Origin of the sequence: Nonomuraea diastatica (genome assembly GCF_004349015.1) — a bacterium.
GTDB lineage: Bacteria > Actinomycetota > Actinomycetes > Streptosporangiales > Streptosporangiaceae > Nonomuraea > Nonomuraea diastatica.
Window position 1 is genome coordinate 22926 of the sequence record NZ_SMKP01000041.1, and the last position, 25122, is coordinate 48047.

Below are 25122 nucleotides of genomic sequence, written 5' to 3' on the forward strand. Positions count from 1 at the left end.
GGCTACAATCCAGGCATGAAAGCCGCGGTGCGATTACGTTATGGCTCGCCCGACGTGGTCGGTGTGACCGAGGTGGAAAAACCCGCGGTCAGGCCCAACGAGCTGCTCGTCAGGGTTCACGCGACCACGGTCAATCGCACCGACTGCGCGTTACGCGCCGCCAAGCCGTTTCTCTGGAGATTCTTCACGGGTTTCTTCCGGCCCAGGGTGCGCATTCTCGGCAACGAGTTCGCCGGGGAAATAGCGGCGGTGGGCGACGGGGTCACCGCTCAAGGCCGGCGAGCGGGTGTTCGGCTACAACGACGCCACCTTCGGCGCGCACGCCGAATACATGACCGTCCCCGCGGACGGCACGCTCGCCACCATCCCCGACGGCCTGAGCTACGACGAGGCCGCCCCCAGCACCGAGGGCTCACACTACGCCCTGTCGATCATCACGGCGGCGCGGGTCAGGGAGGGCCACGACGTCCTGGTCTACGGCGCGACCGGGGCCATCGGCTCGGCCGCGGTCCAGTTGCTGAAGGCTCTCGGGGCCGTCGTGACCGCGATCTGCGACACGGGGACCATGGAGCTCGTACGCGGCCTGGGCGCCGACCGGGTCATCGACCGCACCGCCGGGGACTTCACCCGCGACGCGGGAGAATACGACGTCGTCATCGACGCGGTCGGCAAGAGCACGTTCGGCCGCTGCCGCCGGCTGCTGAAACCGCGTGGCGTTTACGCCGCCTCCGATGTCGGCCCGATGTGGCAGAACGTGTTCCTCGCGCTCGTCACCCGGCCGCTCGCCGGCAGGAAAGTGCTCATTCCCCTGCCGAAACACGACCGGGAAACGGCTCTGCATTTCCGCGGCCTGATCGAGTCCGGCCGTTTCCAGCCGGTCATCGACCGGCGATATCCGCTGGCCGACATCGTCGAGGCGCATCGTTATGTCGACTCCGGCCGGAAAGTCGGCAACGTCGTGATCACCATCGACCATTCCGGCTGACCGCCGTCCACGCGGCCGGGCGCCAAGGCCACCCGGGCGAAGCCGTCAGACGCCCATCGGGTGCCAGACCGTCTTGGTCTCCACGAAGGGCCGGATGCGGGCCACGCCGGGGTCGGCGGCGGACCAGTCGTCGTGGCGGCCCGGCCGTACGACCCGCTTGAGCGTGCCCGCCGCCAGCTCCTCCAGCTCGGCGGCCAGGCCGCCCGCCCCTGCCAGGTCCAGGGCGTTCACGTCGGCGTGGCCTGCCAGCGGCGGCGCCAGCTCGCCGAGACGGCCGGTCAGGACGTTGACGACGCCGCCCGGCAGGTCGGAGGTGGCCAGCGCCTCGGCGAGCGTGACGGCGGGCAGCGGCGCCCGCTCGCTCGCCACCAGCACCGCCGTGTTGCCCGCGGTGATCACCGGCGCGAGCACCGCGACCAGGCCGAGCAGCGGGGAGCCGTCGGGCGCCAGGACGCCCGCGACCCCGGTCGGCTCGGGCTGGGAGTGGTTGAGGTAGGGGCCCGACACCGGGTTGGCCGCCCCGAGCACCTGGCCGAGCCTGTCGGCCCAGCCGGCGTAGTAGACCCAGCGGTCGATCGCGGCGGACACCACCCCCTGGGCCCGCGCCTCGCTCACGCCCTGGGCGGCGGCCACCTCCCCGGCGAACTGCGCGCGCCGCCCCTCCATCATCTCGGCGATCCGGTAGAGGATCTGACCGCGGTTGTGGGCGCTGCGGCCGGACCAGCCGGGAAAGGCCTTGCGCGCCGCCACCACGGCGTCGCGCACGTCCTTGCGCGACGCCAGGGCCGCGTTGGCGAGGTGGACTCCGCGGGAGGATGTCACCGGGTACGACCTGCCTGACTCCGAACGCGGGAACGCCCCGCCGAGGTAGAGCTTGTACGTCCTGCGCACGGCCACGCGGGCCGGCGCGGAAGCGGTCCTGTCAGCCAAGGTATGCCTCCAGCCCGTGCCGGCCGCCCTCGCGGCCGTAACCGGACTCCTTGTAGCCGCCGAACGGGCTGGCGGGATCGAACACGTTGAAGGTGTTGGACCACACGACGCCGGCGCGCAGCCGGCTCGCGGTCCACAACATGCGGGAGCCCTTCTCCGTCCACACCCCGGCGGACAGCCCGTACGGCGTGTTGTTCGCCTTCGCGACGGCCTCCTCGGGGGTGCGGAAGGTGAGCACCGACAACACCGGGCCGAAGATCTCCTCGCGGGCGATCCTGTGCGCCTGTGTGACGCCGGTGAACACGGTGGGCGGGAACCAGTAGCCGCGCTCCGGGATCGGGCACGCGGGCGACCAGCCGCTCGCGCCCTCCGCCTCGCCGGCGGCGGCCAGGTCGCGGATCCTGGCGAGCTGCGCGGCCGAGTTGATCGCGCCGATGTCGGTGTTCTTGTCCAGCGGGTCGCCGAGCCGCAGCCGCTCGATCCTGGCCCGCAGCCTCGCCAGCAGTTCCTCGGCGATCGACTCCTGGACCAGCAGCCGGGAGCCCGCGCAGCACACGTGGCCCTGGTTGAAGAAGATCCCGGAGACGATGCCCTCCACGGCCTGGTCGATCGCCGCGTCGTCGTACACGATGTTGGCGCCCTTGCCGCCCAGCTCCAGGGTGAGCCGCTTGGCCGTGCCCGCCACGGCGCGGGCGATCTCCTTGCCGACGCCGGTCGAACCGGTGAAGGCCACCTTGTCCGCGTCCGGGTGGGCGACCACGGCCCGGCCTGTGCCGCCCGCGCCGGTCACGATGTTGACCACGCCGGGCGGCAGCTCCGCCTCCTGGCAGATCTCCGCGAACGCCAGGGCGGTCAGCGGGGTGGTCTCGGCGGGCTTGAGCACCACCGTGTTGCCGGTCGCCAGCGCGGGCGCGACCTTCCACGCGAGCATCAGCAGCGGGAAGTTCCACGGGATGACCTGCGCGGCCACGCCGAGCGGGCGCGGGGCGGGGCCGAGCCCGGCGTGCGCGAGCTTGTCCGCCCAGCCCGCGTGGTAGAAGAAGTGCGCGGCGACCAGGGGAAGGTCGACGTCGCGGGTCTCCTTGATGGGCTTGCCGTTGTCGAGCGATTCGAGCACGGCCAGCTCGCGGGCGCGTTCCTGGATGATGCGCGCGATCCTGAACAGGTATTTGCCGCGCTCCGCGCCGGGCAGCGGCGACCACACCCGCTCGAAGGCCCGGCGGGCGGCGGCGAAGGCCCGGTCCACGTCTGCGTCGGACGCCGCGGCCACCTCGGCGAGCGGCTCCTCGTCGGCCGGGTTGACCGTCACGATCGGCTCGTCGCTCCTGGCCTCGGTGAACTCGCCGTCGATGAACAGGCCGTACGACGGCCGGATCGTCACGATCGACCGCGATTCAGGCGCGGGCGCGTAGTCGAAGATCTCCACGGGTCCCCTCAGTCGATCGTGTAGTAGTCGGGCCCTGCGTAGTGCCCGGTGTCGAGCTTGGTGCGCTGCATGAGCAGGTCGTTCAGCAGCGTCGAGGCGCCGAGCCGGAACCGCGCCGGGTCCAGCCAGCTCTCTCCGGCCACCTCCTTGACCAGCACCAGGTAGCGGATCGCGTCCTTGGTGGTGCGGATGCCGCCGGCCGGTTTCACCCCGGCCTGCCGTCCCCCGGCGGCCCGGTAGTCCCTGACCGCCTCCAGCATGATCAGGGTGACCGGCAGGGTGGCGGCGGGCGCGACCTTCCCGGTGGAGGTCTTGATGAAGTCGGCCCCGGCGTGCAGCGCGAGCCAGGACGCCCGCCGTACGTTGTCGTAGGTGACGAGCTCGCCGGTCTCGAGGATGACCTTCAGGTGCGCGGGGCCGCAACACTCCTTGACCGCCACGATCTCGTCGAAGACCTTGCGGTAGTCGCCGGCGAGGAACGCGCCCCTGTCGATGACCATGTCGATCTCGGTGGCTCCGGCGGCGACCGCAGTACGCGTGTCGGCCAGCTTGACCTCCAGCGACGTGCGCCCGGCGGGGAAGCCGGTGGCGACCGAGGCGAGCCCCACCCCGCTGCCCGCGAGGACCGGTGCGGCCACCGGGATCATGTCGGGGTAGACGCAGACCGCGGCGACCGGGGGCGCGGTGGGGTCGGCCGGGTCGGGCCGCATGGCCTTGGCCGCCAGGGCACGCACCTTGCCCGGGGTGTCCGCCCCTTCGAGCGTGGTCAGGTCGACCATGCGGATGGCCAGGTCGATCGCCTGGCGCTTGGCCGTGGTCTTGATCGACCGGGTGGCCAGGTCGGCGGCGCGGCGGCGCACGCCCACCTCGTCGACGCCGGGGAGCCCGTGCAGGCAGGCCCGCAACGAGCCGGATGGAAGGGTGTCAGGCACGGGCGCCACGCCTTTCGATCAGCATGTTGAGGACGAGGGCGACCAGCAGGATCAGCCCGGTCACCACCATCTGGAAGAAGGAGTTCAGGCCGAGCAGGTTGCACAGGTTGCGCAGCACCGACAACAGCAGCACCGCCACGAAGGTGCCGAACACCCCGCCCCTGCCGCCGAACAGGTTGGTGCCGCCGAGCACCACGGCCGCGATGGCGTCCAGCTCCAGCCCGTTGAACGCGGTGGGCTGTCCCACGGTCAGCCGCGAGGTGAGCAGCACGCCCGCGAGCGCCGCCAGCGCGCCGGACACCGCGAACACGGTGGTGATCACGCCGCGCACCGGCAGTCCTGACAGCCGCGCGGCCTCCTTGTTGCTGCCGACGGCGTAGACGTACTCGCCGAAGGTGGTGCCGCGCAGCACCACGGCGGCGAGGATCGTGATCATCACGAAAATGATCCCGACGATCGGGACATAGCCGATGAACCCGCCGCCGAGCAGCTGGAACGCGTCCGACCCCGCCGCCTCCGCAGGCTTGCCGTCGGTCAGCAGGTACGTGAGCCCGCGGATCGCGGTGAGCCCGGCCAGCGTGGTCATGAAGGCCGGCAACGCCAGGTACGCCGACAGCCCGCCCATGATCGCGCCGAACACGGCGCCGGCCAGGACGCTGAGCAGGATCGCCGGCAGCACGGGCACGCCCGAGGTCATGAGGATGGCGACCGTCATCCCGCCGAAGGCGGCCACGCTGCCGACCGACAGGTCGATGCCCGCGGTCAGCACCACCATGGTCATGCCGATGGCGACGATCCCGGTGAGCGACGACTGCTGCAGCAGGTTGGCGATGTTGCGGCCGGTGAGGAACTGCGGGGCCAGCAGCGTCGCGACGACGCACAACGCGAGGAAGACCAGCAGCAGGTTGGACTTGACGATCAGGTCGGCGCCGCGCCGCGGCCGGGCGCCGCCGGCCTGCTCGGCGGACGCGGCCACCGAGGATCCGATCGAGGTGGTCATGGTGTCGCTCCTGTGATGACGGCGTGCGCTATGGCGCTCTCCGGGCTGACCCTCGGGTCGAAACGGGCGATGTTGCGGCCCTCGTACAGGACCTGGATGCGGTCGGCGTTGGCAGTCAGCTCGTTGAGCTCGCTGCTGGCGAGCAGGACCGCCACGCCCTGGCCGGCGAGGTCGCGTACCTGGCGGTAGAGGTCGGCCTTGGCGCCGACGTCGAGCCCGCGGGTGGGCTCGTCCAGCAGCAGGACCCTGATCCCGCCCCTGGTGATCCACTTGGCCAGCACGACCTTCTGCTGGTTGCCGCCGGACAGCTGGCCGACGAGCTGACCCTGCCCGGCGGTTTTGACGCCGAGCCCGGCCAGGGCGGGCGCGGCCAGGCGCCGTCCGAGCCGCCCGGGCAGCAACCACGGTGGCCGGTCGAGTGCCGCGATCGCCGCGTTGCGGCCCACCGAGAGGCCGAGCATCAGGCCCTGTTCCTTGCGGCTCTCCGGCACCAGCGCCAGTCCGGCGCGCACCGCGGCGGCCGGGTTGCCCGCTTTGAGCGGGCGGCCGTCCAGCCGGGCGGTGACGTGCGCCTTCAGGTCGCCGAAGAGTGCCCGCAGCAGCGTGGTACGCCCCGCGCCGCCCAGCCCGGCCAGCCCCACGACCTCGCCAGGACGCACCTCGATGTCGCGCACGTCGATCAGCCCCGGCACGTGGACCCGGTCGACGACCAGCAGCGGCTCCCCCTCGGGCGCGGGGTGATCGGTCGGGCGCACGAGCTCCTTGGCCTCGCCGATCATCGCGGCCACGATCTCGCCGGGCGTGGTCGAGGCCAGATCGTAGACCCCGGCCGTCCGGCCGTCGCGCAGCACGGTGGCGCGGTCGCCGATCTCCTTCACCTCGTCGAGCCGGTGCGAGATGAAGATGACCGAGCGCCCTTCCTCCGTGAGCGACCGGATGACGCCGAACACCGCTTCCAGCTCGCTCTTGCCGAGCGTGGCGGACGGCTCGTCCATGACGATCACCCGCGCGTCGGCGGTGAGCGCCTTGGCGATGGCGGTGAGCTGCTGGGCCGCGATGGGCAGGTCCCTGACGCGGGTGGTCACAGGGAAGCGTGCGCCGACCCGCTCGAGCGCCTGGCGGGCCAGCCTCGCCCGCTGCGCCCTGCGGACGAACGGGCCGAGCCGGGGCGAGCGGCCCAGCAGCAGGTTCTGCGCCACGGTGAGGTCGGGCAGCAGGTCGAGCTCCTGGTAGATGACGGCGACGCCGGCGGCCAGCCCGGCGTGCGGGGTCGAAGGGCTGAACGGCTCGCCGTCCAGCAGGATCGTCCCCTCGTCCGGCCGGTAGGAGCCGGCCAGGATCTTCATCAGCGTGCTCTTGCCCGCGCCGTTCTCGCCCAGCAGGCAGTGCACCTCGCCGGCCCGCACGCTCAGCTCCACGCCGTCCAGGGCGACCGTGCCGGGGAACCGTTTGACGATTCCCGACATCCGCAGCCGCTCGTCCGTCATGCCCCCTCCTTCCACGTGTCCAGCAGGTACGTCGCGCTCTGGTCGTCGGTGATCAGCACGTCGCAGAGGCGACTCGCCACGACGGCCCTGCACACCGCGTGCTTGGCCTCGCCGCTGACCAGCGCAACCGAGGTGGTGGCCGAGCGCAGGACGTCCAGTGACAGGCCGAGGGTGCGCCCGTCCAGGGCGGGGTCCACGATGCGGCCGTCGCGGTCGATGAAGCGGCCCAGCACGTCGCCCACCGCGCCGGCCTCCGCGAGCCTGGACAGGTGGCCGGCGTCGATCTGGCCGGAGTCGACCAGCACCGAGTCGCTGCCCATGCCGCCGGGGCTGAACAGGAACAGGTCGGCCCGGGTGGCGAGGGCGAGCACGTCGGAGACGGCCCGGTCGCTCTCCAGCACGGCCCTGGTGCTCTGCTGCTCCAGGATCGCCGGGGCGGGCAGCAGCGTGGCGGTGCCGCCGCCGTGGTGGGCGATCAGGCTCGCCATGCTGTGCGCGCTGGTCGGCTGCCGCGACCGGCTGAGCGCGCCGTTGATCTGCACCACGTTGACGCCGGTGGCCCACCCGGGCTTGAGCCCGCCGGCCAGCCGGTCGAGCGTGCGTCCCCACGAGACGCCGATCAACCGGGGCACGGGCCGCATCGCCATCAGGTGGTCGGCACCGGCCGCGGCGACCCGGTCGCGCAGGTGCTCAGCGCCGTCATGGCCGGAGGCGGCCACGACGACCGCGTCGCGCAACCCGCAGCGTTCCTTGAGCGACTGTTCCAGGGTGCGCACCCGGGACCTCGGGTGCAGCACCTCGATCCGGACGATCCCGGCCTGGCGCGCCTCGGCCAGCATCCTGCCCACCTTCCAGCGGGTGAGGTGCAGGGCGTGGGCGATCTGTTCCTGGGTCTCCCCGCCTTCGTAGTAGCGGATGGCGACCTCGTAGAGTTGATCGTCGTAGTCGGCAGGGACGGTCATGGGTCCTGCCTCCGTTCCGGCGCGTTCAGGCGGTGCGCGAGCGGCGTGGTGGCCTCGGTGGCCGCCCGGTAGTCGGCGTAGCCCCGCCGGTAGGCGTCCCGGTGCTCGGGGATCGGCTCGATGGTGCGGGTGCGCGGCGCGTACTCCGCCGCCGCCTCGGCGAGCGAGGTGTGCCGCCCCGCGCCGACCGAGGCGATCACCGAGCAGGCGCGCAGCGTGAGGTTGTCGCCCGCGACGAGGCTGACCGGCCGGCCGAGCACGTCGGCGGTCGTCTGGAGCCACAGCTCGTTGTGCCGGATGCCGCCGGACAGGTAGATCTCCTCCACGCCGATCCCGCCCTCGGTGAACGAGTCGATGACCTGCCTGGTGCCGTACGCGACGCCCTCCACGGCGGCCCGGTAGACCTGCTCGGGCGAGCTGGCCAGGGTCAGCCCGAGCACCGCTCCGCGCAGCAGCGGATCGCGCAGGGGCGTGCGGTTGCCCATGAAATAGTCGAGGACGATCAGGCCGTGATCGACCGGCGGCAGCGCCGACGCGACCTCGATGAGCCCGCCGATCTCGGCTCGCGGCCGTCCCATGAGCCGCTCCCCCGCCCAGGCCAGCACCGAGCCCGCGCTCACCTGGCCGCCCTCGACGAGCCAGCGCCCGGTGCGCAGCGCGTCCGGGTACGGCCCCCACACAGTGGGCGGGAAGACCGGCTCGGCGATCTCCGTGACGAACGCGTTGGACGTGCCGCACACGATCGACACCCGGCCCTCGGGTGCGCCGCCGATGGCCAGCAGCGACAGGTGCGCGTCGATCCCGCCGGACGCGACGACGGCCGGGCCGGTGATCCCCAGCTCCTCGCGGGCGGCGGCGCTGACGGGGCCGATCGGGTCGCCGACGGGGACGATCTCGTCCGGCAGCTTGCCGGCCAGGTCGCCGACGCCGAGCTGCCCGTACAGGTCGTGCGGGAACCCGGCGCCGCGCGGGTCGTAGTTGCTCTTGCAGACCGCGTTCATCCGCGATCCCGCCCACCGCCCGGTGAGCCGCCACACCATGTAGTCCACCGCCTCGGCGATGCGCGCGGCCTCGCGGTAGGTCCCGGGCTCGTGGCGGGCCAGCCACATGGCCTTGGGCACCAGCCACTCCACCGCGTCCGAGCCGCCCGAGTAGCGGAGCACGGGGTGGCCGCTCCGCGCGGTCAGCGCCGACTCCTCGCCGGCCCGGCCGTCCATCCAGAGCAGGGCGGGCCGCAGGGAGCGCCCGTTCCGGTCGAGGACGGCCACCGTCGAGGCCGTGGTGGCCACCGCGACCCCGGCGATCTCCGGGTTCCCCGCCTCGGCGAGCGCCTGGCGGGCGGCGTGGACGCTCGCCCGCCACCAGTGCTCCGGGTCCTGCTCGGCCCAGCCGGGCCGCGGGAAGCTGGTCGGGTAGGCGTCGTCGCCCGTCCCGGCCGGCGTGCCGTCCACGGTGTAGACCGCCGCGCGAGCGCCCTCTGTGCCCAGGTCGAGGGCGAGGAAAGCGGTCATCGTCACTCCTCGTTCGGCAGGAAGAGCACCTTGGAGCTGAAGATGGATCGTTCGCCGAGCCCGGCCATGGTCTCGGGCAGCGCGTCCAGCCCCAGCTCGTGCGTGATCATGAACTTCCAGGCCAGCTCGCCGGAGGCGAGCAACCTGGCCGCCTCCCGCCACTCCTCGCCGGGGAACGGCGCCGAGAAGGAGTTCCACGCGCCGTGCAGCGTGACCTCGCGGCGCAGGAAGGAGCCGAACGTGGCCTTGGGCAGCACCACGGGCTCGTGCGGGATGCCGATGAACACCGCCTCGCCGCGCCGGGCCGTCAGCGCCACCGCCTGGTCGATGGTGGCGGGCACGCCCGCGGACTCGACGACCACGTCGTACCCCTCGCCGACCAGGTCGGCGGCGGCCTCGGAGCTGGTGGCGGTGTGCGTGGCGCCCGCCTCCGTCGCCATGGCGGCCTTCTGCTCGTTCACCTCGATCGCGAGCACCTCGGCGGCGCCGGCGATGCGCGCCCACTGCACGGCGAACAGCCCGATGGGGCCGGCGCCGACGACCGCGACCCGGTGGCCGCCGCGCATCTTCGTCCGCCACAGGGCGTGCAGGGCGATCGCCGCCGGGTCCAGCATGGCCGCCGCCCTCGGGTCGAGGTCGGCGGGCAACACCATCAGGTTCTCGTCGGGGACGGTGACGTACTGGGCGTACGCGCCGTCCCTGCGGCTGCCGAAGTAGCCGTAGTCCTGGCACAGGCTGAAGTGCCCCTGGCTGCACGGCGCGCAGGCGTGGCACGGGATGAGCGGGGGCACGGTGACCAGGTCGCCCTCGCGCACGCGCCCCGTGGCGGCCAGGCGCTCGCCCATCCGCACCACGTGCCCCGAGAACTCGTGGCCGCAGATGATCGGGAAGTGGTACGCCCCCGCGGACAACATGCGAGGGATGTCCGATCCGCACACCCCGCAGGCCGCGACGCGGACGAGCGCCTCGCCGGGGCCGGGCTCGGGCACGGGCACCTGCTCCACCCGGATGTCCCCGGGCGCGTGGAGCACTGCGGCCTGCATGGTCATATCTCCGCCTTCCTGGTATGCGCCGGTGGTCACTGCTCGCGCGCCTGGGCGAACTCGCCGGACCCGGTGTACGGGGCCGCGTTGTCCCGGTCGATCAGCTCGGTGCCCGCGTCGATGGAGGGCTCGACCTTCTCGCCCTTGCCGACCTTGAGCACGGTCTCCACGGCCTTCGAGCCGAGCGAGATGGGGTCGTTGAGCGCCGTGGCGACGTACTGGCCGCCGCCGGAGATCTCCTTGACCGCCTCCATGAGCCCGTCCACGCCGGCGACGAGGACCTTGCTCTTGCCGCTCTCGTTGAGCACCTTCAGCGCGCCGAGCGCCATGTCGTCGTTGTGCGCGTAGACGGCGGCCACGCCGGGGTTGACCTGGAGCAGGTCCTGCATCGCCGTGACGGCCTTGGCCCGGACGTAGTCCGCGTACGGCCCCTCCACGATCTTGATCTTCGGGTTGGCCTTGACGGCCTCGTGGAATCCGGCGCTGCGGTCGCGTGCCACGGCGCCGCCCGCGTCTCCCTTGATCTCGATGACGGTGCCGCCCTTGGCGCCGAGCTCCTCGCTGAGCCGCTTGCCGACGAGCTCGCCCATCGCCTTGTTGTCGCGCCCGACGTGGGCGACCGCGCCCTCGGCGACCGGCCGGTCCACGGTCACCACCGACACTCCGGCCGCCTTGGCGGCGGCGAGGCCGGGCTGCACGCCCTGGGGGTCGACCGGGTTGATGAGCAGGACGTCGATCTGCCGGGTGATGAGGTCCTGGACGTCGTTGTTCTGCTTGGTGACGTCGCCGCCCGCGTCGGCGAAGTAGAGCGTGGCGCCGGCCTTCTTGGCGGCGGCCTCGGCTCCTTCGCGCAGTTGCACGTAGAACGGGGACTGCTGGGTCGCCTGGCTGAAGCCGACGACGAGCGGGCCGTCGCCGGCCTCCTGGCTCGCGCCGGCGGTGGACCCGCCGGGGGTGGTCGACACCGAGCAGGCGGCCAGAGCGGCGAGGAAAAGAAGGAGGACAGGCATTTTGAACAGCCGGAATCCACGCATAGGGACCTCCGTATGTGACGTAGGTAACGCACGGTAAGCCGCCCGTTAACCTGGCGGCAACACATGAGCCGAAAGTTGCTCATATGAGCACGCGATGCCCGCCACAGGACAAACTGCCTGCACAGGGGCCCCTGAAGCCACTCACCGCCCCTCGGAGGAGGGGCGGTGAGCCCGTCAGCGTCCGAGCACCACGGGCAGCGCCTCCAGCCCACGGATGATCACCAGCGGACTTTGGTAACGCAACCGGAGCTGCTCTTCCGGGCACGCCAGCCGGATCCCGGGGAAACGCCCGAGCAGGGACGCGAAGGCCACCACGCCTTCCAGCCTGGCCAGCGGCGCGCCGAGACAGAAGTGCATGCCGTGCCCGAACGCCAGGTGCGGATTGTCCCGCCTGGCCAGGTCGAGCTCGCCCGGGTGGTCGAAGCGCAGGGGATCGTGGTCGGCCCCGGCCAGGGAGACCAGCACCAGGTTTCCCCCGGGGATGGTGACGCCGCCGATCTCGACGTCCTCGACGGTGAAGCGGAACGTGGCGTTCTCGACCGGACCGTCGTAGCGCAGCAACTCCTCCACGGCCGAGGGCAGCAGCCCGGGGTCGGCGATGAGCGCGTCGAGCTGGTCCCGGTTGCGGAGCAGGGCGAGCGTGCCGTTGCCGATGAGGTTGACCGTGGTCTCGTGCCCGGCGATGAGCAGGAGCATGAGCGTGCCGAGCAGTTCGTCCTCGTCGAGCTCGCCCCGTTCGTCCGCGGCCACGATCAGAGCGCTGAGCAGGTCCGGCTGGTCCTCGTGCGGCACCTCGCGGTCGACGCCGCCTCTGCGCCGCTCGATCAGGTCGGACAGGTAAGCCTGCAGCGCCGCCATGCCTTCCTCGCGCCGCCGCCTCTCGTCAGGCGTCGAGACGACGAGCGTCATGGCGCGGGTCCAGGCGCGGAACCTGTCGCGGTCCTCGACGGGGACGCCGAGCATCTCGCAGATCACGGTGATCGGGAGCTGGAAGGCGAACCGGTCGATGAGGTCGATCTCCTTCCCCGTGGGCAGCGCGTCGAGCAGGTCGTCGGTGATCTGCTGGACGCGCGGGCGCAGCGCCTGCACGCGTCTCGGCGTGAACGCCTTGCCGACGACCCGGCGCAGGCGGGTGTGGTCGGGCGGGTCGCTGGAGAGCATGTTGACGCCGACGGGCCCCGCCGCCTCGGTGACGAGCCCCGAGTCGCGCAGGAAGCCAGGGGCGTTCTTGGGGTGCTTGGACAGCCGCTGGTCCTGAAGCACCGCGCGGGCCTCCTCGTACCGGGTGATCACGTACGCCTCGCCGCCCAGCGGCGTGGTGACACGGTGCACGGGGCCCGCCTCGCGAAGCGCCGCGTGGCCGGAACGCGCATCGTCCATGTCGCCCTCCTCATTTATAGAAACGATGTCGTATCTATCAGACGCTACGACGCGGCAGAAAGATACGCAAGCGTCGCTATACTGGGAAAGGTGACCGACCAGAAGAGCCCGCCCCGCGCCAAGCGTCGCGGCCGCGAGACCATGCGCCAGGCCATCCGGCAGGCGATGCTCGACGAGCTAGTGGAGCACGGCTACGGCGACGTCTCCATCGAAGGGGTGGCCCTGAGGGCCGGCGCGGCCAAGACCTCGGTCTACCGCTACTGGCCCACCAAGGAAGACCTCATCATCGACGCGCTCGAGCATGTCCTGCCCTCGCCGGAGGGCCATGAGAGCGCCGGCAGGATCCGCGACGACTTCCGTGCCGCGGCCCGCATGATGGCCCGCTCCCTCGCCGAGCAGGCCGGCAACGTCCTGATGACCCTGGTCGCGGAGCGGCGGCGGCACCCCGCGGTCGCCGAGGCCGTCATGGAAAGGCTCATCCGCCCCCGCCAGCAGGCCATGCTGGAGCTGCTGCGCCAGGCCGCCGCCCGGGGGGAGATCACCGCCGGGTCGGCCTCCGCCATCCCGGTGCTGGTGGGGAGCGGCCTGCTGCTGCAGCACTTCATGCACCACGGCACGGCACCCGACGACGAGCAGATCGACGAGTACATCGACCAGGCCGTCATGCCCCTGCTGGTCAGGCCGGAACCATCCGGCCCGCAGGATTGACGCCGGGCGCGTCTCTCAAGAGCGCACGTGCCGTCTCACATGTGCTCCCCTGTCACGCCGAGGGCCCGCAGCAGTTCGGCCCGGATCTCGCCGGCGCCCGTGCCGGCGCCGAGCCGCTGTCGCGCGCCCAGGCGGCGACGTACTCGCGGAGCGCTGCGGCCTTGGCCGGGTCCGGTGCCGCGGGTCACGTGTCGTACACGTGGTGGTGGACGGCCCGGAGCTCCTTCTCCAGCAGGAAGGCATCGTCGAAGTCGTAGTATTTCGCGACGGTGACGTCATCGCCGGCGAATGCCTTGATCGCCTCCTCCGAGTCCCAGAACGTCAGCATCTGGAAGTGGGCGACCGCGCCGTCCAGGCGATGCAGCACGTAGGCGCCCCGGTTGCCGGGGGTCGACCGGTAGTCGGGGAGTGCGACCTCCCGCATCAGCGTCAGGTAGTCGCCGGACTTCTCGGCCGGGGTGGCGCCGTGCCAGATACGGGCGATCATGGGCTTCCCTTCCCGCTCACGCGTTCCTGCCGTACGGGTACAGACTAGAGTTCGCCGTATCCGTCACCTTCGCCGCGTCCGTTCCGTCAAGAAGGGGAACGCCCCTGATCGAAGGATGATGTGACCGTGGACGCTGACGAGTTCCTGGCCGAAAGTTTCGCAGAACACCGTACCCACCTGAAGGCGGTGGCGTACCGGATGCTCGGCTCTCTCACCGAGGCCGACGACGCGGTGCAGGAGGCGTGGCTGCGGCTCAGCCGTACGGACTCCGGCGCGATCGACAACCTGGGCGGCTGGCTCACCACGGTGGTCGGCCGGGTCTGCATGGACATGCTGCGCGCACGCGCCACGCGCCGCGAAACCCCCATGGAGCAGCGGCTGCCCGATCCGGTCGTCAGTCCCGAGGACGGAGGAGACCCCGAGCAGGAGGCGCTGATCGCCGACGCCATCGGCCTGGCGCTGCAGGTGGTGCTGGATTCGCTGCGCCCGGCGGAACGGCTGGCCTTCGTGCTGCACGACATGTTCGCGGTGCCGTTCGATCAGATCGCCACGATCGTGGACCGCTCCCCCGACGCGGCCAAGAAGCTGGCCAGCCGGGCCAGGCAGCGCGTACGGGGGACGATGCCGTCGCCCGACCGCGACCCCGTCCGCCAGCGCCGGGTCGTCGACGCCTTCCTGTCGGCCGCTCGCGACGGTGACTTCGCCGCGCTGCTCGCCGTCCTCGATCCCGACGTGGTCCTGCGCGTCGACGCGGGCGCCTTCGCCGAGGGCGGTTCGTGGACGATCAGCGGTGCCGACGCGGTGGTCGGGCACGCCCCGAACTTCCAGCGGTTCACGACCACCCGCACCGTGCAGCCCGTGCTGGTGAACGGGGCGGCCGGGCTGATCAGCAGCGAGGACGGCCGGCCGCGATCGGTCCTCGGCTTCACCATCGCCGACGGCAGGATCGCCGCGATCGACATCCTCTCCGACCCCGAACGTGTCGCGCGCCTCGACCTGGCCCTGCCGCTGGACTGACGGGTGGAGGTGGCCGGGGCCGGCGCGGCGGCCCCCGGCCACCGTGGCCGGTTCTCCTGATGGCTCTGAGCTGGTCATTTCTCGGAAAGACGGCACCCGGCGCAAGGGTGCGAACCGGGGCATCGCAGTAGCGTCGGAGCCATGAAGATCGACGTGGTGCTGCCCTGCCTCAACGAGGCGGCGGCCCTCCCGTGGGTGCTCGGGCGGATGCCGCACGGCTTCCACCCGATCGTGGTCGACAACGGCTCGGCCGACGGGTCCGCGAAGATCGCCGCCGAGCTCGGCGCGACGGTGGTGAGCGAGCCGCGGACCGGGTTCGGCGCCGCCTGCCACGCCGGGCTCACCGCCGCCACCTCGGACATCGTGTGCTTCATGGACGCCGACGCGTCGCTGGATCCCGAGCAACTGCCCCGGGTGAGCGGGCCCGTCATGGCCGGCGATGCCGACCTCGTCCTGGGCCGCCGGGTCCGCCGGCCCGGCGCGTCGTGGCCGGCGCACGCCAGGCTCGCCAACGCCGTGCTGGCCAGGAGGTTGCGCCGCCGTACCGGTGCCCGGCTGCACGATCTGGGGCCGATGCGCGCCTGCCGGCGCGTCGCGCTGCTCCGGCTGGGGCTCGTCGACCGGCGCTTCGGCTACCCGCTGGAGATGGTCCTGCGCGCGGGAGCGGCGCGCTGGCGCATCGTCGAGGTCGATGTCGACTACCTGCCCCGCAACGGCCGGTCGAAGGTGACCGGCACGGTACGCGGCACCCTGCGGGCCATCGACGACATGCGGCGAGCCCTGGCTCTTCCGCCCGGCCGCCAGGACGGAAGCACATGAACCAGACGCAGATCGTCGTGATCGCCAAGGAGCCCGTGCCGGGGAAGGTCAAGACCCGGCTCGTCCCGCCACTCACCCCCGAGGAGGCGGCCGCCGTGGCCGGGGCCGCGCTGGAGGACACGCTGCGCACGGTCGCCCTGGCGCCGGCCGTCCGCCGGGTGCTGGTCCTCGACGGCGCCCCCGGAGCGTGGCTGCCCGCCGGCTTCACCGTGCTCCCGCAACGCGGCGGCGGCCTGGACGAGCGGCTGGCGGCGGCCTTCGAGGACGCGTACCGGCTGCTGCCCGTCCCCGTCGTGCTGATCGGCATGGACACCCCGCAGGTCACGCCGGACCTGCTGGCCGACGCCGTGGCGCTGCTCGACGGCCGCGACGCGGTGTTCGGCCCCGCGAACGACGGCGGCTTCTGGCTGCTCGGGCTGCGCGACCCCGACCCCGCGCTGCTGCTCGGCGTGCCGATGTCGGAGCCGGACACCGGAGAGATCCAGCTGCGGCGGATGGAGGCGGCGGGGATGAGCGTCGCGTCGCTGCCGTGCCTGACCGACGTGGACACCATGGCGGACGCGATCGAGGTGGCGGCGCTGGCCCCGCGCTCCCGCTACGCCGCCGCGCTCGCCGGGATCGGGACGCGTCTGTGACCGGCGCGCGCGGCCGTACGGTGGTGGTGACGGGTGCCGCCGGGTTCATCGGCAGTCACGTGGTGGAGGCGCTGGAGGCGGCCGGTCACGAGGTCGTGCCGCTCGACCTGCGCTCCGGCGGGGACGTACGCGACCCCGTCCTGCTCGACCGGCTGCTGGCGGGCGCCGGCGCGGTCGTGCACCAGGCGGCCAAGGTCGGTCTCGGCGTGGACGTGGCCGACCTGCCCGGCTATGCCTCGGCCAACGTGTACGGCACGGCGGTGCTGCTGGCCGCGATGGCCGCCCGCGACGTCAGGCGGCTGGTGCTGGCCTCCTCCATGGTGGTCTACGGGGAGGGCGCCTACGACTGCGCGCGGCACGGCCGGGTGCGGCCCGGCCCGCGCTGCGCCGAGGACATGGCGCGGGGGTCGTTCGAGCCGTGTTGTCCCCGCTGCGGCGACCACGTGCGCTACTCCCCCATCGACGAGGACGCGCCGGTGGATCCGCGCAACGCCTACGCCACCACGAAACTCGCGCAGGAACACCTCGCCGCCAACTGGGCGCGCGAGACCGGCGGCACCGCGGTCGCCCTCCGCTACCACAACGTGTACGGCCCCAGGATGCCGAGGGACACCCCCTACTCGGGGGTCGCGGCGATCTTCCGGTCCGCGCTGGAAGCCGGTCGTGCGCCCCGGGTGTTCGAGGACGGCGGGCAGACGCGCGACTTCGTACACGTCCGCGACGTCGCCGGCGCGAACGTCGCCGCACTCACCGGCGGCCGGCCGGGGCGCCTGGCCGCGTACAACATCGCGAGCGGGGAGCCGCACACTGTCGGCGAGCTGGCCAGGGAACTGGCGGCGCAGCGCGGCGGCCCCGAGCCGGTCACCACCGGAGAGTACCGGCTGGGCGACGTGCGCCACATCGTGGCCGCGCCGCACCGGGCCGCCGCGGACCTCGGCTTCCGGGCGCGGATCCGGTTCGCGGAGGGCATGAAGGAGTTCGCCACCGCGCCACTCGCCTGAGCCGGACCACCACCGCCACCACACCACTCACCGGATCCGGGCCACCGGCATGGCCCCGCGGCCCATCACGCCCGGGCCACCGGCGTCACCACCCGGCCCGTCCCAGCCAGGCCACCGACACCACCACCTCGTCCCACCCTGGCCACCTGCGTCACCACACGGCCGGTCTCAGCCAGGCCTCCGGCTACGGTGTCGGGCCGGTGCAGGTGGCGAACCAACGGCCGGCAGCGGTCCACAGGTCGACGGCAGGGAAGCCGCAGCCTCCGGCGAGCGGGCCGATGTCGTCGGCGCAGACGGTCGCCCACCGGAACCAGTCGCCGGTGCGGCCACCGTGGCGCAGCCGTACGCGGTCCACCGTGCTCCCCGAGCCCGGCGGGCGCACCTCGGCGAGCACGGATCCGCCCGGCCTGACCAGCTGCCGCAGGCGCCGCAGCAGCGCCACGGGGTCGCCGCCGATCCCGATGTTGCCGTCGGTCAGCAGGGCCTCGGCCCACAGTCCGGCGCCGGGAACGGGTTCGAAGACGCACCGGAGCAGAGCCAGGCCGCCCGCGCGCCGGGTCAGCTCGACCGCCAGGGGGGTGATGTCGATGCCCAGGGCGAAGATGCGCCTGCGGGCGAGCGCCGCAGTCAGCCTGCCGGCTCCCGAACCGACGTCCAGGGTGGGGCCGCCGCACCGGTCCAGCACGTCCTCGTCGCCGTCGATGGGCCGCAGCCAGCGTTCGGCGGCGAGCGGGCGGACGCGGCCGTCGGCGTACTCGACCTCGACGTACCGTCCTCGCAGGTTGTGCTCGTAGAACGCGCCGATCATGGAGCCCCGGCTCCCAGGGGGAACCGAGCGCGCGTCCCCCGGGCGTCCGGCACGATGCCGCACGCAGTGACGCCCCGGCCGGACGGGCCTGACGGACCCGGACACAGGCCCGATGGATCAGGACGCGGCTCGAATGGAAACCGGCGCGGCTCCAGCGAAGCCCGACGCGGGCCGGGTGAAGACCGACGCGGCTCCAGCGAAGCCGGACGCGACCCGAGTGAAGCCGGACGCGGGTCGGGTGGGCCGGTGCGCGCCCACGACCGCGCGGCCCCGTCGCTTACTGCCGTGGACACGCCACACGCGCGTCCGGGCGGCTCGTCCGGCACTCATCCCCCCGAAGCCGATGTCGGATGCTGGTGTCCTTACCGGATATACGGCCTGTTATTCCTCGTCACTCTGCGCATTCGTTCAGGAGGAAAAGCGTTGGCACGCGCGTGCGCCGTGTCGCTAGCGTGTCGCCGGTGACCTACGAGAACCCCCTGGCCTACGTGCTCGGCCTGGAAGGCATGGCTTTGATGCGCTCCTTCACCGGGGAGCACGACCGCGCGTTCGTCGAGGCGCGCATCGCCGAGATCCGGCGCCTGCTGGACGATCCGGCACTGGCCGATGCCGCCGTCGACGTCGTCCGCGTCGACACGGTCGAGGGTTATCGGATCTGGTCGCAGACGTACGACGGCCCCAACTCGACGTTCTCCTACGACGAGCCGATCGTCGAGGAGATCGTCGGCGAGCTGCCGGTGGGCGTCGCCCTCGACGCCGCGTGCGGCACGGGCCGGTTCGCCGCGACCCTGGCCGGTCGCGGCCACCGGATCATCGGCGTCGACAGCTCCCCCGACATGCTCGCCCGCGCTCGCGAGCGGGTCCCGGAGGGCGACTTCCGTCTCGGCCCGCTCGACCGGTTGCCGGTCGAGGACGCCGCCATCGACCTGATCGTCTGCTCCCTGGCGCTCACCCATGTCCCCTCGCTGGATCCGGTGCTGGCCGAGTTCGCCAGGGTGCTGCGCCCGGGCGGGCACGTGGTGATCTCCGACATCCACCCCGAGGGCGTGGCCCGCGGCATCATCCCGTCGTTGCGGCTGCCGGACGACCGGCCCGCCCGCGTGGCCACCTACCACCACCGGATCGGCGACTACGTGCGTGCCGCCCTGCGGGCGGGCCTCGAGGTGCGCCGGTGCGAGGAGCCTCGGGAGCCCGGCGCCGAGGTCCCCGAGCCGAAGGACCCGCCGCGCGAGCCCGGGTCTCCCGGGCCCTGGGACCTGTGGCCGTGGGTCCTGGTCGACCTCGCGCCCGAGGCGGCGCGGGCGGCCGCCGACGGCGCACCCGCCATCGTGGTGTGGCACCTCCAGCGGGCGGCTGCCTGATCGTGGACAGGTCGCGGAAGACCTGTCCTCGCCGCTCGGCCCCCTCGCCTGACGGGGGCGAGCGCGGGGAAACAGCCGGGCGTCGCACGCCTAGGGCATGCCGTCCGGCCCTTCGCCGAGGGAACGCAGGCCCACGGGTGGGGGGCGTTCGCAGGTGCTCGCGATGGTCACCGCCGCGCCGGAGCGCGCCGCGTTCAGCAGCGACTCCATGACGTCGAGCACGTGGAAGGCCAGCGAGCCGCCCGCGCGCGGCTCCGCGCCGCCGGCTACGTCGAGGCCGGCCGACGCGAGGTCCGCCAGGCCCACGCCGCGTCCGGCCTCGACGTAGCCGGCCGCCGCAGGCAGTTCCCGCCAGCCCTCCTCCCCCAGCAGCGAAGCCAGGACGGCGCCGTCGAAGTGGTTCGGGTCGGGCACGACGAGCGAGCCCTTCTCCCCGTGCACCTCGATGTTGGGCGACCTGGTCGCCACCCCGTCGAAGCTCATCACGAGCGTGGACAGCGCCCCTGACGCGTGCACCAGCACCCCGGTGACGTGGGTGTCGACGTTGACCGGGATCTCCTCACCCTGGCGGGGGCCCGAGCCGATCGTGCGCTTGGCCCGTGTTCGCCCGGCGGCGCCGACGACGGTCGCCACCGGCCCGAGCAGCGTCACCAGGCAGGTGATGTAGTAGGGGCCCATGTCGAGCAGCGGGCCGCCGCCGGGGGCGTAGTAGAAGTCGGGGTTGGGGTGCCAGCGCTCGTGACCCGGCGTCATCATCGTCGCGGTGGCCGCGACCGGCCGCCCGATCAGGCCGTCGTCGATCGCCTTGCGCGCGGTCTGCGTGCCCGTCCCTAACACCGTGTCGGGCGCGCAACCGACGCGCACCCCGGCCTCGGCGGCCGCCCGCAGCACCCGCGCGGCGTCGGCCACGTTCGCGGCCAGAGGCTTCTCGCAGTAGACGTCCTTGCCGGCGGCGATGGCCCGCAACGCGATCTCGGCGTGGGCGGCCGGGACGGTCAGGTTGAGCACGACGTCGACGCGCGGGTCGGCCATCAGCTCGGCCACGCTCAGCACGTCGGTGCCGGGGTAGGGCCGCACCGCCTCCCGCGCCCTGTCGAGGTCGAGGTCGGCCACCGCGACCAGCCGCACCTGCGGCAGCCGTTCGATGGTGCGGAAATACTGGGCGGAGATCGCGCCGCAGCCGACGACGCCCACGTTCACCGGCTCGCCCACACCATGCCCCTTTCGATGACGGTGCGCACGCTGTCGTGCTGGAGCACGTCGACACCGTGCCCCGGGGTCGCGACGAAGATCCGCCCCTTCCCCCACTTTCGGGTCCAGATGGCGGGCGAGGTCACCTCGCGATGCCACGGGTCCCACGGGCGCACCCGCTGCGTGGTCGTGGCCAGCACGTCGATGTAGTCGTCCGTCAGCACCCAGTACTGCTCGGTGACGAGGTCGAAGTCGGCGATGCCCTCGGTGATGGGGTGGCCGGCCGCCTCGGGCGACATGTTCACGGTGTACGGGACGAAGTAGTGCTCCTGCGTGCCCACGTCCTCAGCGGTCGGCTCCTTGCCCGGGTGGCAGGCGAACTGCCCGCCGATGAGGTGCAGGTAGTCGGAGGAGTTGCGGAAGGAGTCGGCGATGCCGCCGTGCCAGCCCGCCATCCCGGTGCCCGCGCGGATGGCGGCCTCCAGCCCTTGCAGCTCGGCCCGCTCGATCGTGCCCATGGTGTAGCACTGCACGATGAGGTCGACGCCGGACATGAACGCGGGGTCCGCGTACGGTGCGGGAGAGTCCGCCCTGACCACCTCGAACCCCTGCTTCTCCAGGAAGGGCACGAAGAGTTCCGTGGCCTCGACGGGGGCGTGCCCCTCCCAGCCTCCCCGCACCACAAGGGCTTTCCTGCCGTTCTCACCTGTCATGCCATCACCCGTCGCTCTATGGTCAACGACTCCGATGGTCGCATCCCGCCCCGCGTTCCAGGAGGCCGGGCCGGTGAAAGGATCGTGACCTCAGCTGAGTGAAAGGCACATGAGATGGCTCCGAACATCGCCACCGCACGCCGCGTCGAGCTCCCCGAGCTGCTCGATTTCCTCCGTCCCCGGCATCACGGCCTGCTGTCCACCACCCGGGCCGACGGGCGGCCGCAGCTCTCGCCGGTCTCCTGCGGCGTCGACGAGGGCGGCGGGATCGTGGTCGCCACCTATCCCGACCGCGCCAAGGCGCGCAACGCCCGCCGTGACGAGCGGGCGTCGATCTGCGTGCTGTCCGACGACTGGAACGGCCCGTACGTCCAGGTGGACGGCCGCGCCGAGGTGCTCGACATGCCCGAGGCCCTGGAGGCGCTGGTCGAGTACTACCGGTGCATCGCCGGCGAGCATCCCGACTGGGACGAGTACAGAGCGGCCATGCGGCGCCAGGACAAGTCGCTGATCCGCCTGCACATCGAGCGGTGGGGGCCCATCGCGACCGGTGGGTTCCCCGCGCGCCTGGTGTCCGGAGACTGAGCCCCGGACGTCCTCGCGATCGGGCGGCGGCGCCACCGGGCGTCGCCGCCCGGCCCCCCATGAACACGACGCTGACCACGACGTGCGAAGCCACGGGCTTCTCGTCGGGTATGTCCGCGTAGGTCCCTTGACATCCGCAATCTTGCAAGTTAGCGTCCTCGAAACCTGGAATTAACGTTCACGTGAACGTTCATCCTCCCCAGGCGATTGTCGACGAGAAGGACGCCCCCTTGAGCGTGGACACCACCCATGGTCCGGCCGATGACCTCCGGCGCGCGCTGATCGCAGCGGACCCCAAACTCTCCAAGTTCAACCCCCTCCCCCGCATACTCGCCTTCGATGAGTTCGCTACAGGAACGCACGGCTGGTGCGAACTCATCGGAAACCACGACGGCCACGGGAATCTCGACACGGTCGACGTGCACATGCGCGACTTCCGCCCGCCGCAGCTCAGCTCGTGCGATTTCTTCGACATCGGCACGCACGCCGCGATGAGCGGTAATTACGCGCTCAAGGTCGCCACCCGGCCGGTGACCGGCCACACCGCGGTGGCGATCCGGCGGCTGACCATGGCCAGGCGCGGGGTGGTGCAGTTCGAGACGTACTTCACCTACAAGAGCGAGGCGGCCACCGCCGAGTCCTCGCTCGGCAACAGCTTCGGCGACATCGAGTGGGACGGCAACCTGCACCCGTCCGAGGCCCAGTTCGGGGCGTTCACCGTGGCCACGGACCTGTGCGACGGCGAGGGCGTGCGCTATCACTGCGTCGCCCGCTACCAGAACACCGACCTGGACAACAATTTCACCAGGCGCTGGATGTACCCCGTGGTGCCCGAGCCGACGCCCAGGGAGAACCTGCACAACCAGGAGAACCTGTCGCCCACCGAGGACTTCACCGCGCCCGATCCCGAGGACTGGCGCCCGCTCGACGAGGAGCCGCAGTTCCTCTGCTACAACGAGGTGCCGACCAAGGTCAACTGGCACTATCTGCGCTGGCAGTTCGACACCAGGACCCGGACGAACATCGAGTTGCAGGTCAATGACCGGATCATGGACATGCGCCAGGTCCCGGTGCCGGCCTATCCCGACAAGTACGACAGCCTGGAGAACCTGCTCAATTTCTATGTGAGCGTGCGCACCCATTCTCCGGTACGCAACTTCCTTTTTCTCGATTCCGCACTGATTTCCGTGGATTGGTGAACACCGGCATGAGGCACGCTCTGACCGCCGTTCTTGAGCGCAACAGCACTTTCACCGCAGATTTCATGACCGAGCCGTACGAGGCCGGGTGGGCCGCGGAGGCGCGCTGGTTCGTGCGGACCCTGGCCCTGGAGGGCGACACGCCCGCCCTGCGGCTGACCACCCAGGTCTCCCCCGACGGGCTGCACTGGTGCGACGACGACGAGAGCGCCGAGCAGGTCGCCACGGAGCCCGGGCTGCTGTCCATGCGGGTGCGCGAGTTCGGCCACTGGTTGCGCCTGCGGGCCACGCTGACCGGCGGCGACCCGAAGGCCAAAGTACTGATCTACCTGGCCCTGAAGAGCTGAGAGGAGCTCGACATGACGGCAACGGAGGGGGTGGGCAGGCGGCGGTTCCTGACCCTCCTGGGAGCCGGGGCCGCCGGCGCCTCCCTTCCCGGCCTCGTCACCGGGTGTGCCCCCGGCGGCAAGGGGACGGGACCGGCCGCAGGAGGGAACCGGCCGCTCAGCGCCGCCTTCTACCAGGCGATCAACGACCTGGACCCGCACGGCGCGAGCGCCGTGGACGAAGCGTCGCTGCTCGCCAACCGGCAGATCTACGACACGCTCGTCGCCTGGGACGGCGAGAAGGCTGCGCCGAGCCTGGCCACGTCGTGGCGCCAGCCCGACGAGACGACGTGGGAGTTCACCCTCCGCGACGGCGTCGTCTTCCACGACGGCGGCAAGCTGACCTCGGCCGACGTCAAGGCGTCGCTGGAGCGGCTGGCCGCTTCCGACGGCCCGCAGAAGCCGCTGTGGTCCACAGTGGACACGATCAAGGCCCCCGACCCGCGCACCATCACGATCACCACGAAGGAGCCCGTCGGCACCCTGCTGGTGAACCTGACCCTCGCCTTCATCCTGCCCGCCGCCCAGATCGGCAAGGGCGACCTGTCACGCAAGGCCATCGGCAGCGGCCCCTTCTCCGTCGAGTCGTTCACACCCTCGTCACAACTGCTGCTCAAGCCCGCGCCCGGCTACTGGGGCGGCGCGTCCAAACTGGCCGGCCTGCGCCTGCCGTACATCCCCGAGTCCTCCACGCGCATGACGTCGCTGCAGAACGGCGAGGTGGACGTCACCTGGATCATCCCGCCCGACGAGCTCGAACGGCTGCGCGGCGTCGACGGCGTGAAGATCGAGAGCAAGCCGGGCGTCAACTACTTCCTCACCTGGTTCAACTGCGGCAGGAAACCCTTCTCCGACCCGCGCGTGCGCCGCGCGCTGCTCCACGCGCTCGACGTCAAGACCATCGTCTCCAGCCTGTACGGCGACGCCGCCGCCGTCATGGACGCCCCGATCCCGTCCGCCGTCTTCGGTCACGCCCCCCAGAAGCCCTACGCGTACGACCCCGACCTGGCCAGGCGCGAGCTGGCCGAGGCCGGTCACGGCTCGGGGATCCGGACCTCGATGATGTGGTTCAAGGACACCGGGCCCCTCGCCACCGAGCTGGCCCAGTCGATCATCTCGGCCTGGGCCAAGGTCGGCGTGGTCGTCGAGCCGCAGCAGATCGAGAAGGCGGCCTGGCTCAAGCGGCTCACGGCGCTCGACTGGGACATCGAGCTCCAGGTCAACACCGTGACCACCGGCGACGCCGACTACACGCTCGGCCGGCTCTACACCAGCGAGGCCAACCGCATGGGCTACGCCGACAAGGAGCTCGACGGCATCCTCGCCAAGGCCAAGGCCACCTCCGACCAGGACGAGCGCAAGTCGCTGTACGGCCGGGCATGCGAGATCATCTGGCGTGACGCGGTCGGCGTCTTCCCCGCGGCGCTGGCCGCCACGTACGGGCTGCGCTCCTCCGTCGCGGGCTTCGTCCCCGCGGCCAACAGCCAGCCCGTGTTCCGCACGGTGTCGACCACCGGGTGAT

The 25122-nt window shown here is 71.9% G+C and carries 26 protein-coding genes and 1 pseudogene; 12 read left to right on the forward strand and 15 right to left on the reverse strand.

Annotated features, from left to right (window positions below):
• Nucleotides 1–15: 15 nt before the first annotated feature.
• A pseudogene (locus tag E1294_RS58070) lies at nucleotides 16–270 on the forward strand (alcohol dehydrogenase catalytic domain-containing protein); the annotation flags it as partial.
• 16 nt (nucleotides 271–286) lie between these two features.
• The gene (locus E1294_RS16545; RefSeq protein WP_220447777.1) at nucleotides 287–985 is read left to right on the forward strand and encodes an NAD(P)-dependent alcohol dehydrogenase; all 699 of its coding nucleotides are present in this window, start codon (nucleotides 287–289) and stop codon (nucleotides 983–985) included.
• A 45-nt stretch (nucleotides 986–1030) separates the two neighbouring features.
• Here E1294_RS16545 and E1294_RS16550 read toward each other — a convergent pair whose 3' ends face one another.
• The 10 genes from E1294_RS16550 to E1294_RS16595 all read right to left on the reverse strand — a co-directional run bounded on the left by E1294_RS16550 (nucleotide 1031) and on the right by E1294_RS16595 (nucleotide 12690).
• The gene (locus tag E1294_RS16550) at nucleotides 1031–1915 is read right to left on the reverse strand and encodes an aldehyde dehydrogenase family protein (RefSeq protein ID WP_246083058.1); all 885 of its coding nucleotides are present in this window, start codon (nucleotides 1913–1915) and stop codon (nucleotides 1031–1033) included.
• Complete coding sequence (locus E1294_RS16555; RefSeq protein ID WP_132509414.1) at nucleotides 1908–3341, reverse strand: aldehyde dehydrogenase family protein; 1434 nt, start codon at nucleotides 3339–3341, stop codon at nucleotides 1908–1910. Before E1294_RS16555 ends, E1294_RS16550 begins: the two co-directional genes overlap by 8 nt.
• 8 nt (nucleotides 3342–3349) lie before the next feature.
• On the reverse strand, nucleotides 3350–4273 hold the full coding sequence (gene deoC / locus E1294_RS16560) for a deoxyribose-phosphate aldolase (RefSeq protein WP_246083059.1): 924 nt from the start codon (nucleotides 4271–4273) through the stop codon (nucleotides 3350–3352).
• Nucleotides 4266–5273: an ABC transporter permease gene (locus E1294_RS16565; RefSeq protein WP_132509416.1), complete on the reverse strand. Its 1008-nt coding sequence runs from the start codon at nucleotides 5271–5273 to the stop codon at nucleotides 4266–4268. The genes deoC and E1294_RS16565 overlap by 8 nt, the downstream gene beginning before the upstream one ends.
• Nucleotides 5270–6760 (reverse strand): sugar ABC transporter ATP-binding protein, encoded by a 1491-nt coding sequence (locus E1294_RS16570; RefSeq protein WP_132509417.1) that lies wholly within the window; start codon nucleotides 6758–6760, stop codon nucleotides 5270–5272. Before E1294_RS16570 ends, E1294_RS16565 begins: the two co-directional genes overlap by 4 nt.
• Nucleotides 6757–7722, reverse strand: a complete 966-nt coding sequence (locus tag E1294_RS16575) for a sugar-binding transcriptional regulator (protein ID WP_132509418.1) — start codon at nucleotides 7720–7722, stop codon at nucleotides 6757–6759. The genes E1294_RS16570 and E1294_RS16575 overlap by 4 nt, the downstream gene beginning before the upstream one ends.
• On the reverse strand, nucleotides 7719–9233 hold the full coding sequence (locus tag E1294_RS16580; protein WP_132509419.1) for an FGGY-family carbohydrate kinase: 1515 nt from the start codon (nucleotides 9231–9233) through the stop codon (nucleotides 7719–7721). The genes E1294_RS16575 and E1294_RS16580 overlap by 4 nt, the downstream gene beginning before the upstream one ends.
• Before the next feature lie 2 nt (nucleotides 9234–9235).
• Complete coding sequence (locus tag E1294_RS16585) at nucleotides 9236–10282, reverse strand: galactitol-1-phosphate 5-dehydrogenase (protein WP_220447778.1); 1047 nt, start codon at nucleotides 10280–10282, stop codon at nucleotides 9236–9238.
• 29 nt (nucleotides 10283–10311) lie between these two features.
• The gene (locus tag E1294_RS16590) at nucleotides 10312–11286 is read right to left on the reverse strand and encodes a substrate-binding domain-containing protein (protein ID WP_132509420.1); all 975 of its coding nucleotides are present in this window, start codon (nucleotides 11284–11286) and stop codon (nucleotides 10312–10314) included.
• A gap of 198 nt (nucleotides 11287–11484) precedes the next feature.
• Nucleotides 11485–12690 carry a cytochrome P450 family protein gene (locus E1294_RS16595; RefSeq protein WP_132509421.1) on the reverse strand — a complete coding sequence of 402 codons (1206 nt, stop codon included), beginning with the start codon at nucleotides 12688–12690 and terminating at the stop codon, nucleotides 11485–11487.
• A 90-nt stretch (nucleotides 12691–12780) separates the two neighbouring features.
• On the opposite strand from E1294_RS16595, the gene E1294_RS16600 reads away from it, so the two are divergent.
• On the forward strand, nucleotides 12781–13398 hold the full coding sequence (locus E1294_RS16600) for a TetR/AcrR family transcriptional regulator (RefSeq protein ID WP_132509422.1): 618 nt from the start codon (nucleotides 12781–12783) through the stop codon (nucleotides 13396–13398).
• A gap of 35 nt (nucleotides 13399–13433) precedes the next feature.
• On the opposite strand, the gene E1294_RS52745 is transcribed toward E1294_RS16600, so the two are convergent.
• Nucleotides 13434–13586 carry a hypothetical protein gene (locus tag E1294_RS52745; protein ID WP_165977322.1) on the reverse strand — a complete coding sequence of 51 codons (153 nt, stop codon included), beginning with the start codon at nucleotides 13584–13586 and terminating at the stop codon, nucleotides 13434–13436.
• Nucleotides 13583–13885, reverse strand: coding sequence for an antibiotic biosynthesis monooxygenase (locus tag E1294_RS16605; RefSeq protein WP_132509423.1), 303 nt, complete (start codon nucleotides 13883–13885; stop codon nucleotides 13583–13585). Before E1294_RS16605 ends, E1294_RS52745 begins: the two co-directional genes overlap by 4 nt.
• Before the next feature lie 126 nt (nucleotides 13886–14011).
• On the opposite strand from E1294_RS16605, the gene E1294_RS16610 reads away from it, so the two are divergent.
• The 4 genes from E1294_RS16610 to E1294_RS16625 all read left to right on the forward strand — a co-directional run bounded on the left by E1294_RS16610 (nucleotide 14012) and on the right by E1294_RS16625 (nucleotide 17357).
• On the forward strand, nucleotides 14012–14902 hold the full coding sequence (locus E1294_RS16610; RefSeq protein WP_132509424.1) for a sigma-70 family RNA polymerase sigma factor: 891 nt from the start codon (nucleotides 14012–14014) through the stop codon (nucleotides 14900–14902).
• 141 nt (nucleotides 14903–15043) lie between these two features.
• Nucleotides 15044–15721, forward strand: a complete 678-nt coding sequence (locus E1294_RS16615) for a glycosyltransferase family 2 protein (RefSeq protein WP_132509425.1) — start codon at nucleotides 15044–15046, stop codon at nucleotides 15719–15721.
• Nucleotides 15718–16356, forward strand: a complete 639-nt coding sequence (locus E1294_RS16620; protein ID WP_132509426.1) for a TIGR04282 family arsenosugar biosynthesis glycosyltransferase — start codon at nucleotides 15718–15720, stop codon at nucleotides 16354–16356. The genes E1294_RS16615 and E1294_RS16620 overlap by 4 nt, the downstream gene beginning before the upstream one ends.
• The gene (locus tag E1294_RS16625) at nucleotides 16353–17357 is read left to right on the forward strand and encodes an NAD-dependent epimerase/dehydratase family protein (protein ID WP_246083060.1); all 1005 of its coding nucleotides are present in this window, start codon (nucleotides 16353–16355) and stop codon (nucleotides 17355–17357) included. The genes E1294_RS16620 and E1294_RS16625 overlap by 4 nt, the downstream gene beginning before the upstream one ends.
• A gap of 184 nt (nucleotides 17358–17541) precedes the next feature.
• Here the strand turns inward: E1294_RS16625 and E1294_RS16630 are convergent, their stop codons facing one another.
• Nucleotides 17542–18165 carry a methyltransferase domain-containing protein gene (locus E1294_RS16630; protein ID WP_132509427.1) on the reverse strand — a complete coding sequence of 208 codons (624 nt, stop codon included), beginning with the start codon at nucleotides 18163–18165 and terminating at the stop codon, nucleotides 17542–17544.
• 461 nt (nucleotides 18166–18626) lie between these two features.
• On the opposite strand from E1294_RS16630, the gene E1294_RS16635 reads away from it, so the two are divergent.
• Nucleotides 18627–19526 carry a class I SAM-dependent methyltransferase gene (locus E1294_RS16635; RefSeq protein ID WP_132509428.1) on the forward strand — a complete coding sequence of 300 codons (900 nt, stop codon included), beginning with the start codon at nucleotides 18627–18629 and terminating at the stop codon, nucleotides 19524–19526.
• Nucleotides 19527–19616: 90 nt separating this feature from the next.
• On the opposite strand, the gene E1294_RS16640 is transcribed toward E1294_RS16635, so the two are convergent.
• Both E1294_RS16640 and E1294_RS16645 read right to left on the reverse strand, forming a co-directional pair.
• Entirely contained in the window at nucleotides 19617–20738 is a 1122-nt protein-coding gene (locus E1294_RS16640; protein ID WP_132509429.1) for a Gfo/Idh/MocA family protein, read from the reverse strand.
• Complete coding sequence (locus E1294_RS16645) at nucleotides 20723–21430, reverse strand: ThuA domain-containing protein (RefSeq protein ID WP_132509430.1); 708 nt, start codon at nucleotides 21428–21430, stop codon at nucleotides 20723–20725. The genes E1294_RS16640 and E1294_RS16645 overlap by 16 nt, the downstream gene beginning before the upstream one ends.
• A gap of 114 nt (nucleotides 21431–21544) precedes the next feature.
• On the opposite strand from E1294_RS16645, the gene E1294_RS16650 reads away from it, so the two are divergent.
• The 4 genes from E1294_RS16650 to E1294_RS16665 all read left to right on the forward strand — a co-directional run bounded on the left by E1294_RS16650 (nucleotide 21545) and on the right by E1294_RS16665 (nucleotide 25121).
• A complete protein-coding gene (locus tag E1294_RS16650; RefSeq protein WP_132509431.1) occupies nucleotides 21545–22015 on the forward strand; it encodes a PPOX class F420-dependent oxidoreductase in 471 nt (156 codons plus the stop codon).
• A gap of 236 nt (nucleotides 22016–22251) precedes the next feature.
• Nucleotides 22252–23214: a DUF6772 family protein gene (locus tag E1294_RS16655; RefSeq protein WP_342775055.1), complete on the forward strand. Its 963-nt coding sequence runs from the start codon at nucleotides 22252–22254 to the stop codon at nucleotides 23212–23214.
• A 65-nt stretch (nucleotides 23215–23279) separates the two neighbouring features.
• Nucleotides 23280–23561, forward strand: coding sequence for a hypothetical protein (locus E1294_RS16660; protein ID WP_220447780.1), 282 nt, complete (start codon nucleotides 23280–23282; stop codon nucleotides 23559–23561).
• 12 nt (nucleotides 23562–23573) lie between these two features.
• A complete protein-coding gene (locus E1294_RS16665; RefSeq protein ID WP_132509433.1) occupies nucleotides 23574–25121 on the forward strand; it encodes an ABC transporter substrate-binding protein in 1548 nt (515 codons plus the stop codon).
• Nucleotide 25122 lies beyond the last annotated feature (1 nt).